Consider the following 18,714-nt stretch of genomic DNA (forward strand, 5'->3'; position numbering starts at 1 on the left):
TCTCCCTAGTCTTTCAGACCTAACAGTTGACGGTTTTCCGCGTCATCCACACCGGCGTCAGCGAAATCATCGAAAGCGCGGTCGGTCACATGGATGATGTGTTCATTCACAAAGCGCGCACCTTCTGCCGCACCCTGCTCGGGATGCTTCAATGCACATTCCCACTCGATCACCGCCCAACCATCAAAATCGTATTGGGTCAGCCGGGAAAAAATACCCTTGAAGTCCACCTGTCCATCACCCAGTGAACGGAACCGGCCCGCACGTTCCACCCAGGATGAATAACCGCCATAAACCCCCTGCAGGGCAGAAGGATTGAATTCGGCATCTTTGACGTGAAACATGCGGATGCGATCGCGGAAGTGGTCAATGAACGCCAGATAGTCGAGCTGTTGCAGCACGAAGTGCGACGGGTCATAGAGGATGCAGCAGCGCGGATGGTGCTTCGTCGCGTTCAGGAAACGTTCAAAGGTGGCGCCGTCGTGAAGGTCTTCACCTGGATGAATTTCGTAGCAAAGATCAACGCCCGCGTCATCGTAGGCCTCGAGAATTGGCAACCAGCGTTTGGCGAGTTCTTCGAAACCAGCCTCAACCAGCCCCGCTGGCCGCTGCGGCCATGGGTACAGGAACGGCCACAAAAGCGCACCAGAAAAGGTACCGACGGCCCTGAGCCCGAGATTGCGACTGGCTTTGGCGGCCAGCTTCAGTTGATTCACCGCCCAGGCCTGGCGGGCTTCCGGATCGCCCTGGAGATAAGACGGCGCGAAGCCATCGAACAGCGAATCGTAAACTGGATGAACCGCGACCAACTGGCCCTGGAGGTGCGTCGATAATTCGGTAATTACCAGCCCCTGCGCACTGAGCATATGCCGTATGGAATCACAGTACCCCTGATCCTCCGCGGCACGTTCGAGATCAAACAGCCGCTGATCCCAAGTCGGTATCTGAACCCCCTTGAAACCAAGATCCGATGCCCATTTGGCAAGCGCGGGAAGCGAGTCAAAGGGTGCTTCGTCATTGACGTACTGTGCCAGAAAGAGCCCTGGCCCCTGGATGGTTTTCATAATAATCGGCCTTGCTTGTTTTTGTTTGTAATCGATTACATTAAAGCAATCCAAAACCCGGACGTCAAGCCATGAAATAATACGTTTTTGAGTGAATAGTCGCCAAAAAAGCTTGTTGTTAACGCAAACAGAAGTATTAGCCTTAGATTTATGTAATCGATTGCACTATTATCAGTAACCTGCACTCATGCACTCTCAGGAACGGGGCACGCAAAGACTGTGGTAACATCGCGCAACTCGCACAGAAGAAGTCATCCCATGCCGACGATTAAAGACGTTGCCAGGGCGGCCAATTGCTCCACAGCAACTGTGTCCCGTGCGCTGGCCAATCCTGAAAAAGTCTCCGACGCCACCCGGCAGCGTGTCGCCAAGGCGGTGGCCGAGGTGGGTTATTCCTTGAATGCAGCGGCGCGAAACCTGAGGCGAAGCGAGTCCAGAACCATCGTGGTTATCCTGCCAAACATCGCCAATCCATTCTTTTCCGACGTGATCAGCGGCCTGGAATCGGTGGCCCATCAAGCGGGTTATCAGGTTCTGCTGGGCGATGCGGGAAACAATCCCGATCGCGTGACTTCGTATTTCAACCTGATTCCCTCCAATCAGGCAGACGGCATTATCTTGCTATCCACCGACGTACCCATGGCGCTGGTCAAGGAGCGCCAGGTCGATTCCGGTTTCCCCCTGGTCGTGGCTTGCGAGTACTTCGACAACCTGTCGATGCCCACCATACATATTGATAACGAACAAGCCGCTCACAAGGCCACCGATTACCTCGTATCACTGGGGCACCAGCGCATCGCCACGATCACCGGGCCGGCCCGAAACCCAATCTGCAAGGACCGACTTGGTGGCTTTCATCGCGCACTGGCAGACGTTGGGCTAAGCATTCCGTCAGGCTGGGTTGTGGAGGGGGACTTCACCTTCCATTCAGGATATGAGCAGGGCCGAACCCTGCTGCAGCAAGAGAACGAGCGCCCCACAGCGATTTTTTGCCAGAACGATGAAATGGCCATCGGTGTACTCAAGGCGGCGCGTGATGCAGGCGTTGTGGTGCCGGATCAGCTATCGGTGATTGGTTTCGATGACATCGGGTTTAGCCAATACTGTGAGCCGGAACTCACCACTGTGCATCAACCTCGTGAAGCGATTGGCCGCACGGCCATGAAGCTGTTGCTGGACATTCTCAAACAGCGCAATGTGCCACTTGATCAGTCGCTCAAGACCCAGCTTGTTGTACGCGGAAGCACCGCACGGGCGCCAAAAAACTGAAACGTGTAGAGTGGAGGTTCCAGTGAAGCACCCCCTGCTCCTGTTGATCTTTGTGCTGCTTTTGCCTGCCTCCGGCCGGGCCGAGATCTATCGCTGTGAAACCGACGATGACATCCGCTTTTCCGACCAGCCTTGCGGCGAAAACGCCGAAACAGTGACAATCCGGGACAATCAGATTGGCGGGAATTTTGGTCAGAATCTCCCTCCGCCACCCAAGCCTGATGACACGGTGGAAGAACAGGAAAAGAACACACCGGAGGCAACAGGCGATACCTGCCGCTTCATTAACTCCACTGACCTGCGGCGCTATCTGGTACGGGAGCAAGTGGTGAAAGGCATGACCAAAGAGCATGTGCGAAAAGCCTTCGGCCGGCCCCCGGAAACCTACCCCACGCCGCAGGAAACCTGGGTGTACCAGACAAAGTACTATGGGGCCCTTTATGAGCTGACCTACGTGTACTTTCGGGACGGCTGCGTGGAAAACGTGGTGTACCGAAAGCCCTGAGCACTTTAGCCGCCCGAATTTTTCTTTACGGCGTCGATCAGCAAATTGCGCGGTGTCAGCTGGCGCTCACAAAAAGTCCCCAACTGAACGTCATACCCTTGTTCTTCAAGAAACATGGAATAATCCAGCACCACCCAAAGTTCCAGTGGCCGCCGGAAAAGGTGGCGTACAAGTTCGTGGCGGCGCACCTCCTGCCTTCGCCGCTCGCCATGATTCTCCCAAGCGCCAAAGTCTGTGTCCCCGGGTAATTCCAGCCCTCTATTGCCAGCGGCCCAGCGACAAAAGCTGGCAAAATCGCCGTTCATCAGGCGCGATGGGTGCGACGGCAGCGGCAGGTAAGCATTCACGCCTCGAAGCTGCCTCTGAAGGCCATCGAACCCGAGACGCCAACGACTGATCCTGCGGGTTTGCTCACGCACCCGTTTCGGAGCAGTAACCGTTTCCCTGACAGCCAGTCGCAGCTCGTTGCGGGTCAGTTCCAAACCATTCTCCGAAGCTTCGACGCGCCTGGAAAGAGGCTGGTAGTCCGACGCTTCCGTCAGGTGGTAACAGCAAGGTGAAAAGCTCACCCTTGGCAGCCCATCGCTAGCCGCCTTATGCATTAACCTGCGATGGAGATCGCCACAGGCGTGCAGGGCGACGCCGTGGACGCCGGGCGGCATCGTCAGTCTATCCGCCATGACATCCTGGCACTTCAGGGTAACCGCATCCCCGAACTTCCGGGCCAGGCGGTTGCCGTCATCAACCAGGGTGACGTTCCATTCAAACCCTGTTACGTCACCATCGCACAGGGGCGCCAGGGTCCTGGCCAGGTGGCCCTTACCGCAACACCAGTCCAGCACGTCCTGCTTCAGGGGCTGGATAGCGCTTACAAATGCACCGGCCTGAAGTCGCTTACGGCCAGGCATATCCGTTGCCCGGACCTCAGGCAAGGTGCTCCGATCGACGGATTCAACAGCAAGCGGCTGAATGTCGGTCAGTTCACTGAAGCCCTGTAGAGACGGCAACTCCCTGGCCACCCATTCAGCCAGCGCGACAGGATCATCGTCCCATTGCTCACAGTCGCTGTCGGAGAGCCGGGCAACCCGGTCCGACAATGCCGGCCAGTTCCTCGTCCAGGCCGGGCTCGGGTCGGCGAATGGCGTCGGATGCCAGAACTCGCGATGCTGCGCCAGCCAATCGTTCAAGCGCTGCCAGCGCCGGTAAAAAGCGTCAGTGTCGTGGTGTACACTCGCCGCCGTAGGTAACGTCATTCGTCAAATCGCCCAGGCCGAAAAGCGTCCAGACACACCGAAGGCGTCTCCCCATCAATCAACTGGGAAATAACCGAAGCGCTGCCCGCCGACAGAGTCCAGCCAAACGTACCGTGCCCGGTGTTGAGGAACAGGTTCTCCCGGGGGCCGCGACCAATGATGGCAGGGCCGTCCGGGGTCATGGGACGGAAACCAGTCCAGGTTTCAGCGGCCTTGAGATCGGCACAGCCGGGAAAACGGGATTCCACGGATTTGCGAATGGTGGCCAGCCGGGCTTCGGGGATATCACGATTGAAGTCGTCCAATTCCACGAAGCCCGAGGCCCGTAGCCTCTCGCCCAAACGGGTTGAGACGACTTTGTAGTTGTCATCATGGATGGTCGACACCGGAGCGCGGCCAGGATCTTTCAAAGGTACCGTAAAGCTATAGCCCTTCACCGGATAGATCGGCAATTCAAGACCCAGAGGACGGGTCAGATGGCCCGACCAGCACCCGGCACTGATAACCACGGCGTCAGCCTCAAGAGTCTCCGATGTGCCATCGTCCTTGCGGATGGCCACCCCCGTTATCCGCTGATCATCTGCCACCAGATGTTCGGTTTCCGTGTTGTAGCGGAACTGCACCCCCTTGGTTTCGCAGGCCTTGGCCAACTCACGGGAGAACAGATGACAATCACCGGTGCCATCCGTGTCATAGCTCAGAGCGCCGTAGAGGGGACCATCCCCGGTCATGCCGGGCTCTACTTCGCGAACCTGTTCAGGAGTGAGCAGTCGGGAGGGGATACCCAGTTCGTCGAGCAGCCGTTGGGTTTCGCGGTAGTTTTCCAGGGTTTCCGGGGTGCTGGCGAGGTGAAGCAGGCCCTGGTGGCCGCCGTCGAACGGCAGATCAAGCTCCTCTTCAAGGGCCAGGAAGCGTTCACGACTATGGATGCCAAGGCGCATCATCGCGCGCTTGTTCAGGCCGAACAGTCCAGGCGACCAGGCGTAGCGCAGCGTCGCCAACATAAACCGCACCGTTTCCATGGACGGCGGTACCGACATCTTTAACGGGCCGTCTTTTTTGAACAGCCAGGGTAAGGCCTTCAACACCATGGATGGATCCGCCCAGGGATAGACCACGCCATAGGAGCGCTGGGCGGCGTTGCCCATACTGGTTTCGTTGCCCGCCGCACTGTGACGCTCCAGCACGGTTACCTGATGGCCCCGGCTTTGCAGCTCGTACGCCGTGGTTACACCAACCACGCCAGCACCAACAACAATAATGTGCATGTACCTCTCCCTATGGCAGCAATGTAGGTCAACAATCGAACAAGCTGATAAACTATTGTGACCAAGTTCTCAGGATAGCAGCCAACGTTATGGTTGCGATGGAGTGAAGTAACCGACAATGAGCAAAAAACGTCGCGAGATTCCCGTTTTCGATCAACCGATTATCGAAACTCACTGCCATCTGGACTACCTCAAGGATCGCCCCTTGGCGGACACCCTGGCCGAAGCGCAGCGGGTCAATATCGAGCGTGTGATCACCATTGCCGTGTCACCGGACAACCTGGCTACCGTGCGTGAACTGAGCCAGACAGCCCCCTGGGTGTATGGCACGCAAGGGGTCCACCCCCATGATGCCGAACAATATTCCGATGCCGCCGAAGCCGAAATCCGCGCACACGCTGGAGACGACAAGATCGTGGCAGTGGGCGAAATTGGTCTGGACTACTTTTACGACAACGCAGACCGGGACGTCCAGCGTGACGTGTTCCGCCGCCAGTTGCAGATCGCCTGCGACACCGACCGGCCCGTGGTCATCCACAGCCGTGAAGCCGATGACGACACCATCGACATCCTAAAGGAGTTCGAAGGCACTCTTAAGCGACGTGGCGTGATCCACAGCTTCACGTCCGGCCCGGGCCTCGCGCAATACGCACTAGACGAAGGCTGGTGCCTGGGCTTTAATGGCATTACCACCTTTAACAAAGCGGAAAATGTCCGTGACATCGTGCGCATGGCGCCGATCGGGCAGATCCTGCTGGAAACGGATTCGCCGTTCCTGACTCCGGTTCCCTATCGCGGCAAGGAGAATGCGCCCTTCTACATACCATTTGTTGCCGAAAAAATCGCCGAAGTGAAACAACTACCGCTGGAGAACGTACTGGCTACAACCTATGACAACAGTCTGAGAACGTTCTTCCAACGGCAATGATCAAACGCATCCCCGTCTCCGCGCTCAAGGTCGGCATGTACATCGCCGACCTGAACAACGACTGGATTCCTCACAACACCCAGCGACGTCGCGGCGTGATCAAAAAAGAGGACACCGTTGAGAAAATCCGCCGGATGGGGGTGGACTACGTCTACATCGATGTCTCCAAGGGCCTGGACTCCCAGGACTCGGAACCAGCCCATGAGGTAGACCGCCGCAACGAATCCGCCCTGCAACGCGCCGGTGAGCAGGCGCCCGGCGTTTTCAAACGGGTGGCGGTTGCCGAGGAAATGGTGTTCGCCCAGCAGGTGCACAACCGGGCTCAGGGGCTGGTAGGCAACCTGATGAACAGCGTGAAGCTTGGAGGGGCCATCGATATAGCCCCCATTCACCAATTGGCCGACGAGCTCCAGAGCTCTATCTTGCGCAACGCCAATGCCCTCAGCTGCCTCGGGCGCATCCGCGAAAAGGATAACTACCTACTGGAGCATTCGGTCAATCTCAGCGTGCTGATGTCTCTGTTTGGTAGCTATCGCAAGCTCCCTTCGGAGGCAATGCACCAAACCATTGTTGGTGCGCTGCTCCATGATATCGGAAAGATACTCACGCCGGACGACATTCTCCACAAGCCAGGACGGCTGACGCCAGAGGAGTTTGAGGTCATGAAGGCCCATGCGCGGCATTCGCGGGATATTCTCAAGGCAACAGACGGGATTGGCGAGCTGGCCATCGTCACCGCCGCAGAGCACCATGAGCGCCTGGACGGCAGTGGCTACCCCGAGGGCCTGAAAGGCGATGAGATCTCCGTATACGGTCGTATGGTAGCCATTACCGATGTTTACGATGCCATCACCTCCGACCGCGTCTATCACAAGGGCATGACCCCGACCCAGGGTCTCAAGAAACTGCTGGAGTGGAGCGGCGGACACCTGGACGCCGCCCTGGTGAAAGAGTTCATCCGATGTGTGGGTCTTTACCCTATTGGCTCACTGGTACTGCTGGAAAGCGGCCGTCTCGGGGTCGTCATCGAAACCAACGACGAAGACCAGCGTTTGCCGGTGCTACGTGTGATGTACAACACCCGTTTTCGCATGCCCATCACCGTCGATACCCTGGATCTGGCCAAACCGGGTGCCCAGGATCGGATTCTGCGTTCAGTGGACCCGGACGATTACAAAATCGACGTCAGAAAATTCCTGACCTGAGACATCACCCGCCCATGGATAGGAACACCGCCATCAGGATGGGAGACAGGAGCGACAGGATAAACCCCGAGGCAATCGCCACGGGCACGCAGTCCAGGCCACCACTGCTGCGGATTACCGGCAGGGTGAAGTCCATGGCAGTCGCACCACCATAGCCAATCGCCATGGCCGGCCGCTGGCCGATCAACAGTGGAATGATCGCAAGGGCGATAATCTCGCGGATCACATCGTTGAGAAAGGCGACACCGCCCCAGGATGGCCCCAGGGCATCGCCAATCACGATACCGGACAAGGAATACCAGCCAAACCCGGACGCCAGTGCCAACGATTCATGCCAGGCGGCGTCCAGCAAAGGCACCATTGCAAAACCGGCAAGCAGAGAACTCCCGGCCAGCGCCAACGCAATGCCCAGTCCCTGCCGGTTGAGCAGCAGCTTACGAAGAGACAGACCGGCATTGCGCAGTTGCAGGCCAATCAGGAACAGCAGCAGCATTAACGACCAGGTCGCCACGTCCTCCGCCATCGGCAGATCCGGCAGCCAGTAGAAGCCGGCCAAGCCACCAACCACAACCGCCAACAGCGGCTTCAACCCCGCAAGAAACAGGCGGCGATAGCCACGAGGTTGGTCCACATGATCCTCGCGCACTGCCATCGGCTGCCAGCGGTGAAACAACCACAGCCCCACCATATTGGCCACAAACAGTACCACCACGAGCACTGCAACCTGGGACGCCATACTGGCCAGCTGACCACCAACACCCTCCATCTGCCCGAGACTCAGCCCCAAGAGTGCGAGGATAAAATACACCAGCCCCTCAACGCCGTAGTGAATGGCCGTCATCAGATGGCGGTTCTCAAGTGCCAGGGCAAAACCCAGGAAAAGCGGTGCCAGGATCAGCAGTGCGCCGGTCAGCATGAAGTCCTCGAAAAAATGTATATGGGTGGGAAAGATCAGCCGATAGGTTCGTACTGATCGGGATCAAAATGAAACTTGCCGGCGCTGGCATCGCGATCGGTACGGATGGTGCGCGCCAGGCGTTGGGCCATCACCGACCAGACCACATAGTCGTTGGGTTGTGGTTGGTAATCCTGACCCATCAGCGCACCCGCGACACTGCGCAGCACCGCTTCAGCCTGGGAAATGGAACGATAGGGGCCCTGGCAGCGATGCTTCTCTGGTTGACCGTCCACCGAGCCGCTGAGTGCCACCAATGCCCAGACGTCCTCACCGACTGGCTTGATGAAAAGCTCTACCCGGCGCTGTTCCCGTACCATGACCAGTGCCCGTAGAGGGCCACGCCCATGAAAATAATGCAGTTTCACAGCCTGATTCCAGGAGTTTCAGTGAAGTACATGCCCGGACCTGTCCTGCACCAGCACCCAGGGTGCAATCACCACCGCCCAGAGTTCCGTGTTGTCATCGTACCAATGGCGGGCAAGATCCGGAGCAACATCGCCCACTTTGTTGTCTGCCAACCAACGCTCAAACTGGGCCTTGTTGTCCGCTGACAGTTCTGCCGCCACATCCAGAAGATCCAGCTCCGGGATCACTTTCACGACATGACCACGTGCATAATAAACCTGCAGGTCATGCCAATTGATCCGGGACGTTTCCAGATTGAGTTTGTGCTTGAGTGCCTCTGGCGATTCTTTCGTAACCATATTCACACCTTGGACGTCCATATTTCACGTATCTGATCCGCAAGAGTCATGGGATCGAATGGTTTTGGTATCACGTCAACCGCTCCCAACTCCCTGTAGAACGCCACCTCCTCAGTTTGCACCTTAGCGGTCATGAACACCACAGGTGTCGTCCTCAATGCGGGGATTTCCCGCAGCGCATGGAACGTTGACGGGCCATCCATGCCCGGCATCATAACATCCAGCAGGATAAGCTCGGGAGCGAAATCCGGTGCTTCGGCTACGGCTTCCTGGCCGGAACTGCAGCTCTTTACCGAAAATCCCCCAACGGTTTCCAGTGCCAGCTCCGCCACGGCCCTAATGTCGGCATCGTCCTCCACATACAGAATTCGCTGAAGCTCTGTAACCTGGCTAGTCATCGTCAGACTCCCTATCGTGGTTATCCACCCCCAGTCTGCGCAGCAAACGCAAACACTCCTCGCCCTGATTCTGCCCATCCGCTATCAAGGCGGAGGCACGCATAACCAGTTTTGACTCGCTCGTGGCGTCACGAGGCAGAAAATGAACGGCGCCGATCAGTTCCCGCAATTGCAGAGGCAAATGCCACTGCACTTTGAGACGATTCCCATAATTCTGAGCCCAGGCCTTTAATCCGTCCTCAATCTGCTCATCGGAAACCCGGCCTTTGCGATCCAGGCACTGCTGCATCACCTTGAGCACAGCCAGTTCGCCTACCCGGCTGAGCAGTGCCGCCGTATGCACCTCGGATTGATCGACTCCGATACGCAGCGCAATCCGCACGGCCTCCTGGGCCACCTTTTCGGCTGTTTCCAGAAAGCCTGTCGCTTTTTTCGCCAAACGGGCATCACGTAACTGGCCGCAGATGTCCAGCGACATTGCCATAGCGTGCCGCAAAGCCATATCCACACCCATGGTTGCAATTCCGTCACGCAGACTGCGGACCGGCTCACCGGTTTTCTGGAACGAGGCACTATTGGCCACATCAAGCAGACGAGTTGTCAGCGCAACCTCGCCATTCCACCGCTCAGCGAGTTGCGATGGGGAAATATCCTGTTTTCGCTCCATCAACTCGAGAACCCGAGCCGTATCAATGGCCGAAGGCAGCTGAATAACGGACTCCACCGACGTCTGCAGCAGGGGCTCCAGGTCGGGTTGCGACTCCCGATCAAAGTCTGCTGGATCCACCAGTGCTGTCAGTCTTTCGTACACCATCTCCACATTGAACGGTTTGCTGACATAGCCATTGATGCCATAGCGCGCAGCTTTCAGAACCGATTCCCTGTCAGCCCGGCCGGAGATCATGACAATAGCTGTCTTGCTGCTCTTCTCGCGGACAGCGCGAATAACCTCAAGGCCGGAGCCATCCGGCAGGTTCCAGTCGATGATCATCAGGTCAGAACCGTGTTTGGACCAATGTGCCAGGGCACCCCGGACAGATGCCGTTACGAAAATATCAATTCCCGGATAAAGCCCGCCAACCACCGTTTCCAGCAGATCAGCCAACAGGGTGTCATCTTCCAGAATAAGTGCCTTCATAACGTTACGCTTCATCCCTGATGGAAAATGGTCACGCCGTTCCTGCCCGCTTTCTTTCGTTCGTAAAGGGCCTGATCCGCTGCATTGAGCGCATCGCTACCGGACTCAAATGAACCCAGCGCGGCAATACCGACGCTGAGGGTAACCGACAGGCTGACGCCATCACTGTTGAACGATAGGTCTGCGAACGCAGCGCAGATCTGAGTCATTACCGACTGCCCTTCCTGAGTCGAGCACTCCGGCAGAACCACCGCAAACTCTTCCCCACCGTACCGCCCGATCATGTCGGTGGAACGCAAACGTCGCCTGAGCAGGCTTGCGAGTGCTTTAATGACGATATCGCCCGTTCTGTGCCCGTGTTGATCATTCACCTTCTTGAAATGGTCCAGGTCCAGCATGGCGACAACGGAAGAATGTGACAGTCGTTTGCACCGGGCGTGTTCCTTATCAACTTCCTGCTTGATGAACGAGTGCTTCAGCAGGCCGGTAAGACTGTCCCGTATCAAGAGCTCGTTAAGTTGACGGGCGCGATAGCAGCGGATCTGGGCCGCGCGCACAAGATAGCTGTCGGACACTGGTTTGGTCAGGAACTCATCAGCCCCTTTTGCCATGGCTTCGAGCTGAACCTGCTTATCCTGCTCAGACGAAAGGTAGATGATCGGCAGGCTTACCCATTCGGGATCAAAACGGACCAGCTTCGCCACTGTTGGCCCGGAATAAACCCCCATACGAACGTCCAGCAGCATGATGTCCGGGGAGAATTCCGAAAGTTCCGACAACACCGTCTCGGGATTGCTGATGGCGCGAACGATAAAACCCGCTCCCTCCAGAACCGCCCGGTAGTGCCCTGCAAGATCTTCGTCGTCATCCAGGATCAGGATTTTTCCGGACACGGTCCGGCTCTGTTCGCTGATCAAACGCTCAATGTTTTCCGCCAGTATGGTCGCATCAACCGGTTCCGTAATCAGTGCATCTGCCCCGGTATCGGCCAGGATATACCGGTTTCGGAAATCATCCCTGCGGCCGATGCAGATGAGCGGTGGTTTCAGTGAGTTCTCGTTCCCGGCCTTCGTATCAAGAGCTGCTGATACCGCTGACAGTGCGTCCTCATCAGTCACCACAAGAGTCACTCCCGGCGTCTCGCTGAGTGAGAGCGAGGCGGCCTCCTGGCGCGATATCGAGAAACCGTAGTTTGAGAGTGCGTACTCCAGAAACACCTGCGAACCTTCTGACAACCCACACAGGACCACATGAATATCCGAGGCCGTCAGACTGTAATGATTATTTAGTCGCTCAGGATCATTGGTGCGGCGGGTTGCTGCTACCAACGTTTCGTCCAGCAAAGAACGCAGGTGCCCGGCCTGCGCCAGGGTATCTATTACCTGCGGGGTTTCCTCGCCGGGAACATCCGGGCTGTTGTCGGCATGTACCGGGTACTTTTCCACCAATGGCTTCAGGCGTTGTTCCAGTCTACGGGCCTCCGCCCCCAACGCTGCGTATCCAAAGGTCCCGGCAGAACCCGCCAGGCGATGAAGCAGCTGGTAGGCCGCCATCACATCGCCACGCAGCAGGCGCTGCCCCTGACCACCCCCGGTCATCCTTGAAGCGACTTTGCTCAACTGATCGAGTTCGCCCTCCGCCTTACCACGAAAGCTGAGTCGCAATTGCGCGAGTTTGTCCGCGATATCCGCTTTTGGATCTGTTCCCATAAAAGGTCTGAGGCCTCGATTTTTTACTAATATAACCGGTTCAACTAGGCTAATCTTCTTTCATCACAGAACATTATCCTGCAAAACGCAACAGCGAGGCACTTCATTGCGATCAGGCAAATCGCTCTCCCTTAGTAGTCGCGTAGCCATGATTATTGGCGGCGGCAGTCTTGTAACCGTCCTGGCCATTATTGCAATCGCTTACCAGGCCCTGGTGCAGGACTTCGAAGACCTGCTAACCCATCGCCAGATTCTCGAAGCTGCAAGAACATCGGAGCAGGTCGACCAGAAGCTGCAGCTTCGACTGAATGCTTTGGCAACGTTCGCCTCACAACTTGCCGACGACAAACTTCCAGACCAAGATGCTCTGGCGATAGCGCTGAATCGCCAAACGGCAATCCAGGATTTGTTTCCGGCGGCTCTTCTCATTTTCGATGAGAACGGATGTGCCGTGGCAGAAAATGTTTACGTCCCAAATCGTCTTGGTACCTGCTATCTGGATCGCCCACACTTCCAGGAAGCCTTGGTAAAACGAAAGCCCATAGTCAGTAAACCCATTATCGGGCGGACCACTGGCAGGCCACTGCTGTCTTTTCTGGCCCCCATCGAAACCGATGACGGAGACTTGCTCGGGTTTGCAGGTGGCACCCTCGATCTGGGTAAGACCAGCCTGTTACCGGCAAAACGCGCCATGGGTTTGTATGGATCACAGGGTATCGAGAAAATCATCGACACAGAAAATTTTCTGTACGTTGATTCCGGCAGGGGCTCCCAGAGTATCGAACCCCTGCCATCTCCCGGCGCTGATGCGCTGACGGACGCAGCGTTATCCGGCATCACCTTCGGGCAGATCACTGGCCAGGGTGGCCAACGCCTGATATACGCCACCAATCACCTGCAACGGCTGGGATGGGTATTTGTCCGTGCCGTGCCCTATGACCAGGCAACAACACCTGCCCGGCAGTCTTTTCTCCGATTCTTCAGTATCAGCCTGCTGATTACCCTGGTGATCGCCGCGTTAAGTTACCTGCTGGTCAAAAACACCATGTCGCCACTCGACCGAATGGCCGATCGAATACGGCGTATGGCCGAAAAACCGGACTCTGCCATGCGACTGGACGAAGCCGGTATTCCCGAGGTCAGAAATCTGGCCAGCGCCTTCAACCGACTTCTGGAAGAAAGAGACAACCTGGCCCGGCTCAAGGATCACTTCATGTCATCCGTCAGTCACGAACTTCGCACACCGCTCACATCCTTGACCGGAGCGCTGAAACTGCTCACCTCTGGTGTAACCGGGCAGCTCAACGACAAAAGCCAGGAAATGGCCAGCCTTGCACTGAGGAATGGAGAACGCCTGCAACGGCTGGTGGCGGACTTGCTCGATTTCAACAAACTGTCCGACAGCAGCCTCAAAGTACTCATCCAGACTGAAGCTATTGCCCCGATCCTGCACGGTGCCGTTCAGGACAACATCACCATGGCGACCGAATATGATGTCCAGCTTGCGTCAGGGGAATGTGATGGGCTGTTCGTACTCTGTGACAAACACCGGCTACGGCAGATTCTGGACAACTACATCAGCAACGCCATCAAATTTTCGCCCAAAGGGGGCGCTGTCAGGATAAGCGCCAGAAGCCCTTCTCCGGAATGGGTACGGATCACCGTCAGTGACCAGGGCTCGGGCGTGCCCGATTCCTTTGCCGACAGCGTATTCAAACGATTTGCACAAGCGGAGACCGGCACAACGAGATCGGTTAAGGGCACGGGGCTGGGGCTCGCCATATGCGGTGAACTGGCCACACTGATGAATGCTGAAATTGGCTACTATAACGATCAGGGTGCGCATTTCTGGGTCGACATTCCCGCTTCCGACAAAGCATCGCTGGCGATCGCTGATGGGGAAGAAAACTCATGATAACCCCAGAAAACCCACTCAATGAGGCACTACGGCTTCTCGCCCTGAAGCGGACTCACCTGCTCGATACGCCACCAGAGGAGCGATTCGATCGCTTTACCCGGATGGCCAAACTGGCTTTCGAGGTACCTATCGCGTTGGTATCACTGGTTGACGACAAGCGACAATGGTTCAAATCCAGCCAGGGCCTGGATGCCAAAGAGACCCCGAGAAACGTCTCCTTCTGCGGCCACGCCATCCTCAGCGATCAACTGTTTATCGTTGAGGACACCCTCGAAGATTCCCGATTTGCCGACAACCCACTCGTTACCGGACCACCTCATATACGCTTCTACGCTGGCGCACAAATCCACAACCATGAAGGGTATCGCCTTGGTACTCTCTGTATCATCGACACCCAACCAAGATCGCTCAACGACACCCAGCGGGCACTGCTTCTGGAAATTGCACGGGGCGTGGACAATGAAATCAATGATTTCGAGGCCAAGAAGCTCCGCCATGAACAGTTTGAAAACAACCGGGTTCTGAGTGCACTAAACAACCTGACAGTGGATGCTTCTGCTCCTCTGGACCAGAAAATAGACATCGCGCTTGATCTCGGCTGTCAACATCTTGAACTGGAAACCGGTATTGTCAGTGAGGTCACCAGTGACGTTTACACCGTTCGATGGTTCAGAGCACCCGAAGATTCAGCGCTGGATGTCGGCCTGTCATTACCGGTCGAGGAGACCTATTGCGCTCTGATGCTCGAAAAGGGCGACCATCTGGCCATCAGCCATATGGCCGATTCTCGATACCGAAACCAGTTCTGCTATGCCCAAATGGGGCTCGAGAGCTATATCGCCGCGCCAATAGAGTTTGATGGCAAACTTTTCGGAACACTCAATTTTTCATCGGTTTCGCCAAGGCCAAGACCGTTCACAGACCTGGACCGTGTATTCATCGTATGGCTGGCGCAATGGATGGCATCCCTCCTCCAGCAGAACGCCCACGAGGATACGCTGAGAAAGCTATCGGAAAACGTTCCCGGAATGCTCTATCAGTATCTCGAAGAACAGAGTGGCCATTCGAGATTCCTATATAGTAGCGAGGGCATCCGAGGCATCTATGGCCTTGCTCCGGAGGACGTCGAAGACGATGCAACGGCGGCCTTTGAAACCATACACCCCGACGACCTGAGTGCCGTGGAGGAAGCTATCCGTCAATCCCGGGAGACCTTGGACGTATGGGACTGTCAGTACCGAATCAGAACACCGGGAGAGTCCTGGAAATGGGTCCAGGGCCGGGCAACCCCTGAGCGGCGACCAGACGGCAGCTCGATCTGGCACGGCTTTATTGCCGACATTCATGAAAGAAAACGCGCCCAGCTTGAGCTTCAGGAGCGAGAACAACAATTGCGCACGTTCTTCGAGCTTTCACCGATCGGAATACTGCTCACCGATTTCCGGAGCGGCCGAAACCTTGATGTAAACGCGGCGCTCCTGAATTTTACGGGATATTCCTATTCAGAATTCCTTGGGCTGAACTACTGGGATGTCACGCCCAGAGCCTTCGACGAACAAACACAGCAGGCTATCATTGATCTAAAGGAACGCGGGCGATTCGGTCCCGTCGAGCAGGAAATCATGTGCAAGAACGGCACTCGGCTCCCGATCCTCTTTCAGGGCTTCATAATCGAACGTATCGAAGGCAAGCCGCTGGTGTGGTCGCTGGTCGAGGACATATCCGAGCGCCGCAAGGTGGACCGGATGAAAAGCGAGTTCATCTCCACCGTCAGCCATGAATTACGAACCCCCCTGACCTCCATATCAGGCTCCCTTGGGTTGATCGCGGGCGGCGTTTTTGGCTCCCTGCCTGACAAGGTCAAGACCATGGTGGCTATCGCGGCTCGCAATAGCGATCAGTTAAGGCATCTGATTGATGATCTGCTGGATATGGAAAAGCTGATCTCCGGCAAAATGGACCTGCGGATGCACAGCGAAAACATCAGCGCGATCATTCAGGACAGCCTGGACAGGGCGTCAACCTACGCGGTTGATTGGCAAGTCTCACTTCGGTTTGAGAACCACCATCCCCGGGTCAACGCCGTTATCGATGCCCGGCGCCTGGGCCAGGCGCTCGACAATCTACTGTCCAACGCCATCAAGTTTTCCCCGCAGGAAGCCGATGTTGTTGTACTCACACACATTCACGACGGCCTTTTTCGCATCGAAGTCACGGACTATGGCACAGGCATACCGGACGCCTTCAGGCCTCGGATATTCGAGAAGTTCGCCCAGGCTGACAGCTCCGACACCCGAGGCCGCGGTGGCACAGGCCTCGGGCTGGCGATTACCCGGGAGATTATGTCTCAAATGGGGGGCGGTGTGGGATTCAAGTCGACCGAGGGCTACGGTTCGACGTTCTGGCTGGATATCAAACCCGACGAGAGCGATGGGTAATCGATAATGGCGGCACAAACGCGGGCCAACGTGTTTCATCGTTTGATCTGGGCTTCAAGACTGGGCGCCCTGCTGTTGGTTATTGTTGTCGCGGTTTCCCTTGATGCGTCCAGCTCTTCCAGCCACCGAAACGATGTCCGTCAGCAATGGCAGGAAAAGACGGATGAGATAAGCCTCAAGTTGCAAAGCGCCATCCTGCAGAACATTCAGACTGTGTGGGGGCTGGCCGCCAACGTCGCAATACAACCCGATATCGACGGGCAACGGTTCCGGGAACTGGCGTCGGTCATCTTCAGCCTGGCACCGGAGCTCCGAAATCTTGGCCTGGCTCCGGATTTCGTGATTCGACATGTCTACCCCCTGGACGGCAATCGGACTGCGATCGGTCTCGACCTGACCGCACAGAGCTTATCGCCAGATCAGATCGAAATGCTGCTCGACACCCGGCGCGTGGTGTTCACCGGCCCCATTGACCTGGTTCAGGGCGGGCAAGGGCTGGCGGGGCGAGTTCCCATATTCGAGCAGGCCTCGGGCGATTTCTGGGGTGTTATTTCAGTGATACTGGACCTTCAGAAACTTTACTCGTCGATAGGGCTGGATACGTTGCAAGACGAGTTCAATGTCGCGATCTCGTCGTCGGCCGACGTCAACGACACCCAGTCAATTTTTTTCTCAACGCGCCCCTTTCAATGGAAAGATCCAGTCAAAAGCACGATTCGCATGAGGGGCGCTACCTGGGTGGTGTTTGCCGAACCCGTCGGAGGCTGGCCAGACCACCCCAGTCAGCCCTGGTTTTTCCGTGGCAGCCTGTTCGCGATGCTGATCTTTGTCGGCGGTGTTGTTTTCTGGCTCACCAACCTTATGTCGAGGGATCGCGAGATGCAGCGGCGCCTCTGGGGGTTGTTCGAATTGGCACCCATGGGCATCGGGCTGTTCAGTGTCACCTCCCATCGACTGCTCCGCGCAAATCCAACGTTCGAAAGCCAGTTTGGCAAATCCGTCCAGTCGCTGGATTTTTTCGACCAACCGCTTGATGTCCACGGAGAGCCGCTGGCAAACAAACCCGGGGTTCAGGAAACCCTTCAGGAACACGCCAGACTCAGCGGCCGTGAAGGCTATTTCATGACGCCTGGGCACGAACTCGCCCCCATCATGCTCCATGGGCTGCAACTGGACTATTACGGCAATGAACCCGTTATCTGGCTGATCACCGAGGATATTTCAGAACGAAAGAAAGTCGATCATCTGAAGAACGAGTTCATTTCCACGGTCAGCCATGAGCTTCGCACCCCACTGACCTCGATCTCTGGTTCCCTCGGACTACTCGCCAACAATGCCGCTGGCGAGCTGCCGGAGAAAGCCTCGAAACTGGCACACATTGCCTATCGGAACAGCCAGCAGCTTACCTTCCTGATCAACGACTTACTCGATATGGAAAAACTTGTGGCCGGCAAAATGCCCTTCCGTAGTGAGAACTATGCTCTGCAGGACCTTGTTCACGAGAGCGTTGAAAACATCGCAACCTTCGCCCAACAGTGGGACATTGACCTTCAGGTGTCTGAATTGCCAGCCTTGACGGTGCATGTGGATCGTCAGCGTCTGAACCAGGCCATCACCAACCTGTTGTCCAACGCCATAAAGTTTTCTCCGGCAGGATCGTGCGTCGACATTTTCGCCCGCCAGAGTGGAGAGTCGGTTCGTCTGTGTATCAGAGACCATGGCGAGGGTGTCGCCCCACATTTTCGGGCGCACATTTTTCAGAAGTTCTCACAGGCGGATGCGTCGGACCGAAGAACCAGGGGCGGAACCGGGCTCGGCCTGGCGATCACACGGGAGCTGATAACACGGATGAACGGTACGGTGGACTATGAATCCACGCCGGGCGAGGGCGCAACATTCTGGCTGGAACTGCCAGTGACGGGGTAATCGATAACAGGGCATTAAGGCCCGGCAGGTGAA

The 18,714-nt window shown here is 56.6% G+C and carries 16 protein-coding genes; 7 read left to right on the forward strand and 9 right to left on the reverse strand.

The genetic code is table 11. The annotated features are described in order from the left end of the window. Window positions 1-5: 5 nt before the first annotated feature. Window positions 6-1,064: a sugar phosphate isomerase/epimerase family protein gene (locus tag AC0B60_RS19065; RefSeq protein ID WP_465087467.1), complete on the reverse strand. Its 1,059-nt coding sequence runs from the start codon at window positions 1,062-1,064 to the stop codon at window positions 6-8. A gap of 258 nt (window positions 1,065-1,322) precedes the next feature. Between AC0B60_RS19065 and AC0B60_RS19070 the strand changes: the two genes are divergently transcribed. Together AC0B60_RS19070 and AC0B60_RS19075 are read left to right on the forward strand one after the other, a co-directional pair. Next, window positions 1,323-2,333, forward strand: a complete 1,011-nt coding sequence (locus AC0B60_RS19070) for a LacI family DNA-binding transcriptional regulator (RefSeq protein WP_465087468.1) — start codon at window positions 1,323-1,325, stop codon at window positions 2,331-2,333. Window positions 2,334-2,355: 22 nt separating this feature from the next. Beyond that, entirely contained in the window at window positions 2,356-2,838 is a 483-nt protein-coding gene (locus AC0B60_RS19075) for a hypothetical protein (protein WP_465087469.1), read from the forward strand. Between the two features lie 5 nt (window positions 2,839-2,843). Here AC0B60_RS19075 and AC0B60_RS19080 read toward each other — a convergent pair whose 3' ends face one another. Then, window positions 2,844-4,091: a methyltransferase gene (locus tag AC0B60_RS19080; protein ID WP_465087470.1), complete on the reverse strand. Its 1,248-nt coding sequence runs from the start codon at window positions 4,089-4,091 to the stop codon at window positions 2,844-2,846. Further along, on the reverse strand, window positions 4,088-5,359 hold the full coding sequence (locus tag AC0B60_RS19085; protein ID WP_465087471.1) for a D-amino acid dehydrogenase: 1,272 nt from the start codon (window positions 5,357-5,359) through the stop codon (window positions 4,088-4,090). The genes AC0B60_RS19080 and AC0B60_RS19085 overlap by 4 nt, the downstream gene beginning before the upstream one ends. A 118-nt stretch (window positions 5,360-5,477) precedes the next feature. Between AC0B60_RS19085 and AC0B60_RS19090 the strand changes: the two genes are divergently transcribed. Together AC0B60_RS19090 and AC0B60_RS19095 are read left to right on the forward strand one after the other, a co-directional pair. Continuing rightward, window positions 5,478-6,287: a TatD family hydrolase gene (locus AC0B60_RS19090; protein ID WP_465087472.1), complete on the forward strand. Its 810-nt coding sequence runs from the start codon at window positions 5,478-5,480 to the stop codon at window positions 6,285-6,287. After that, the gene (locus AC0B60_RS19095) at window positions 6,284-7,492 is read left to right on the forward strand and encodes an HD-GYP domain-containing protein (protein WP_465087473.1); all 1,209 of its coding nucleotides are present in this window, start codon (window positions 6,284-6,286) and stop codon (window positions 7,490-7,492) included. The genes AC0B60_RS19090 and AC0B60_RS19095 overlap by 4 nt, the downstream gene beginning before the upstream one ends. A gap of 4 nt (window positions 7,493-7,496) precedes the next feature. Here the strand turns inward: AC0B60_RS19095 and AC0B60_RS19100 are convergent, their stop codons facing one another. Genes AC0B60_RS19100 through AC0B60_RS19125 form a run of 6 tightly spaced genes read right to left on the reverse strand, consistent with a single transcriptional unit; the run spans window position 7,497 to window position 12,399 of the window. Beyond that, on the reverse strand, window positions 7,497-8,408 hold the full coding sequence (locus AC0B60_RS19100) for a LysO family transporter (protein ID WP_465087474.1): 912 nt from the start codon (window positions 8,406-8,408) through the stop codon (window positions 7,497-7,499). Window positions 8,409-8,443: 35 nt separating this feature from the next. After that, the gene (locus tag AC0B60_RS19105) at window positions 8,444-8,815 is read right to left on the reverse strand and encodes a PA4575 family protein (RefSeq protein ID WP_465087475.1); all 372 of its coding nucleotides are present in this window, start codon (window positions 8,813-8,815) and stop codon (window positions 8,444-8,446) included. A gap of 18 nt (window positions 8,816-8,833) precedes the next feature. Beyond that, the gene (locus AC0B60_RS19110; protein WP_465087476.1) at window positions 8,834-9,154 is read right to left on the reverse strand and encodes a DUF2288 domain-containing protein; all 321 of its coding nucleotides are present in this window, start codon (window positions 9,152-9,154) and stop codon (window positions 8,834-8,836) included. A gap of 2 nt (window positions 9,155-9,156) precedes the next feature. Continuing rightward, on the reverse strand, window positions 9,157-9,552 hold the full coding sequence (locus AC0B60_RS19115) for a response regulator (RefSeq protein ID WP_465087477.1): 396 nt from the start codon (window positions 9,550-9,552) through the stop codon (window positions 9,157-9,159). After that, complete coding sequence (locus tag AC0B60_RS19120; protein ID WP_465087478.1) at window positions 9,545-10,690, reverse strand: response regulator; 1,146 nt, start codon at window positions 10,688-10,690, stop codon at window positions 9,545-9,547. Before AC0B60_RS19120 ends, AC0B60_RS19115 begins: the two co-directional genes overlap by 8 nt. A gap of 11 nt (window positions 10,691-10,701) precedes the next feature. Further along, window positions 10,702-12,399 (reverse strand): diguanylate cyclase, encoded by a 1,698-nt coding sequence (locus AC0B60_RS19125; RefSeq protein WP_465087479.1) that lies wholly within the window; start codon window positions 12,397-12,399, stop codon window positions 10,702-10,704. Window positions 12,400-12,505: 106 nt separating this feature from the next. On the opposite strand from AC0B60_RS19125, the gene AC0B60_RS19130 reads away from it, so the two are divergent. From AC0B60_RS19130 to AC0B60_RS19140, 3 genes are read left to right on the forward strand one after another with little or no spacing between them, the layout of a single operon-like run. Beyond that, complete coding sequence (locus AC0B60_RS19130; protein ID WP_465087480.1) at window positions 12,506-14,314, forward strand: ATP-binding protein; 1,809 nt, start codon at window positions 12,506-12,508, stop codon at window positions 14,312-14,314. Next, the gene (locus AC0B60_RS19135) at window positions 14,311-16,755 is read left to right on the forward strand and encodes an ATP-binding protein (protein ID WP_465087481.1); all 2,445 of its coding nucleotides are present in this window, start codon (window positions 14,311-14,313) and stop codon (window positions 16,753-16,755) included. The genes AC0B60_RS19130 and AC0B60_RS19135 overlap by 4 nt, the downstream gene beginning before the upstream one ends. 6 nt (window positions 16,756-16,761) lie before the next feature. Next, window positions 16,762-18,681 (forward strand): ATP-binding protein, encoded by a 1,920-nt coding sequence (locus AC0B60_RS19140; RefSeq protein WP_465087482.1) that lies wholly within the window; start codon window positions 16,762-16,764, stop codon window positions 18,679-18,681. The last annotated feature ends 33 nt before the right edge of the window (window positions 18,682-18,714 follow it).

The sequence above is a fragment of the Marinobacter sp. V34 genome, from assembly GCF_055524115.1.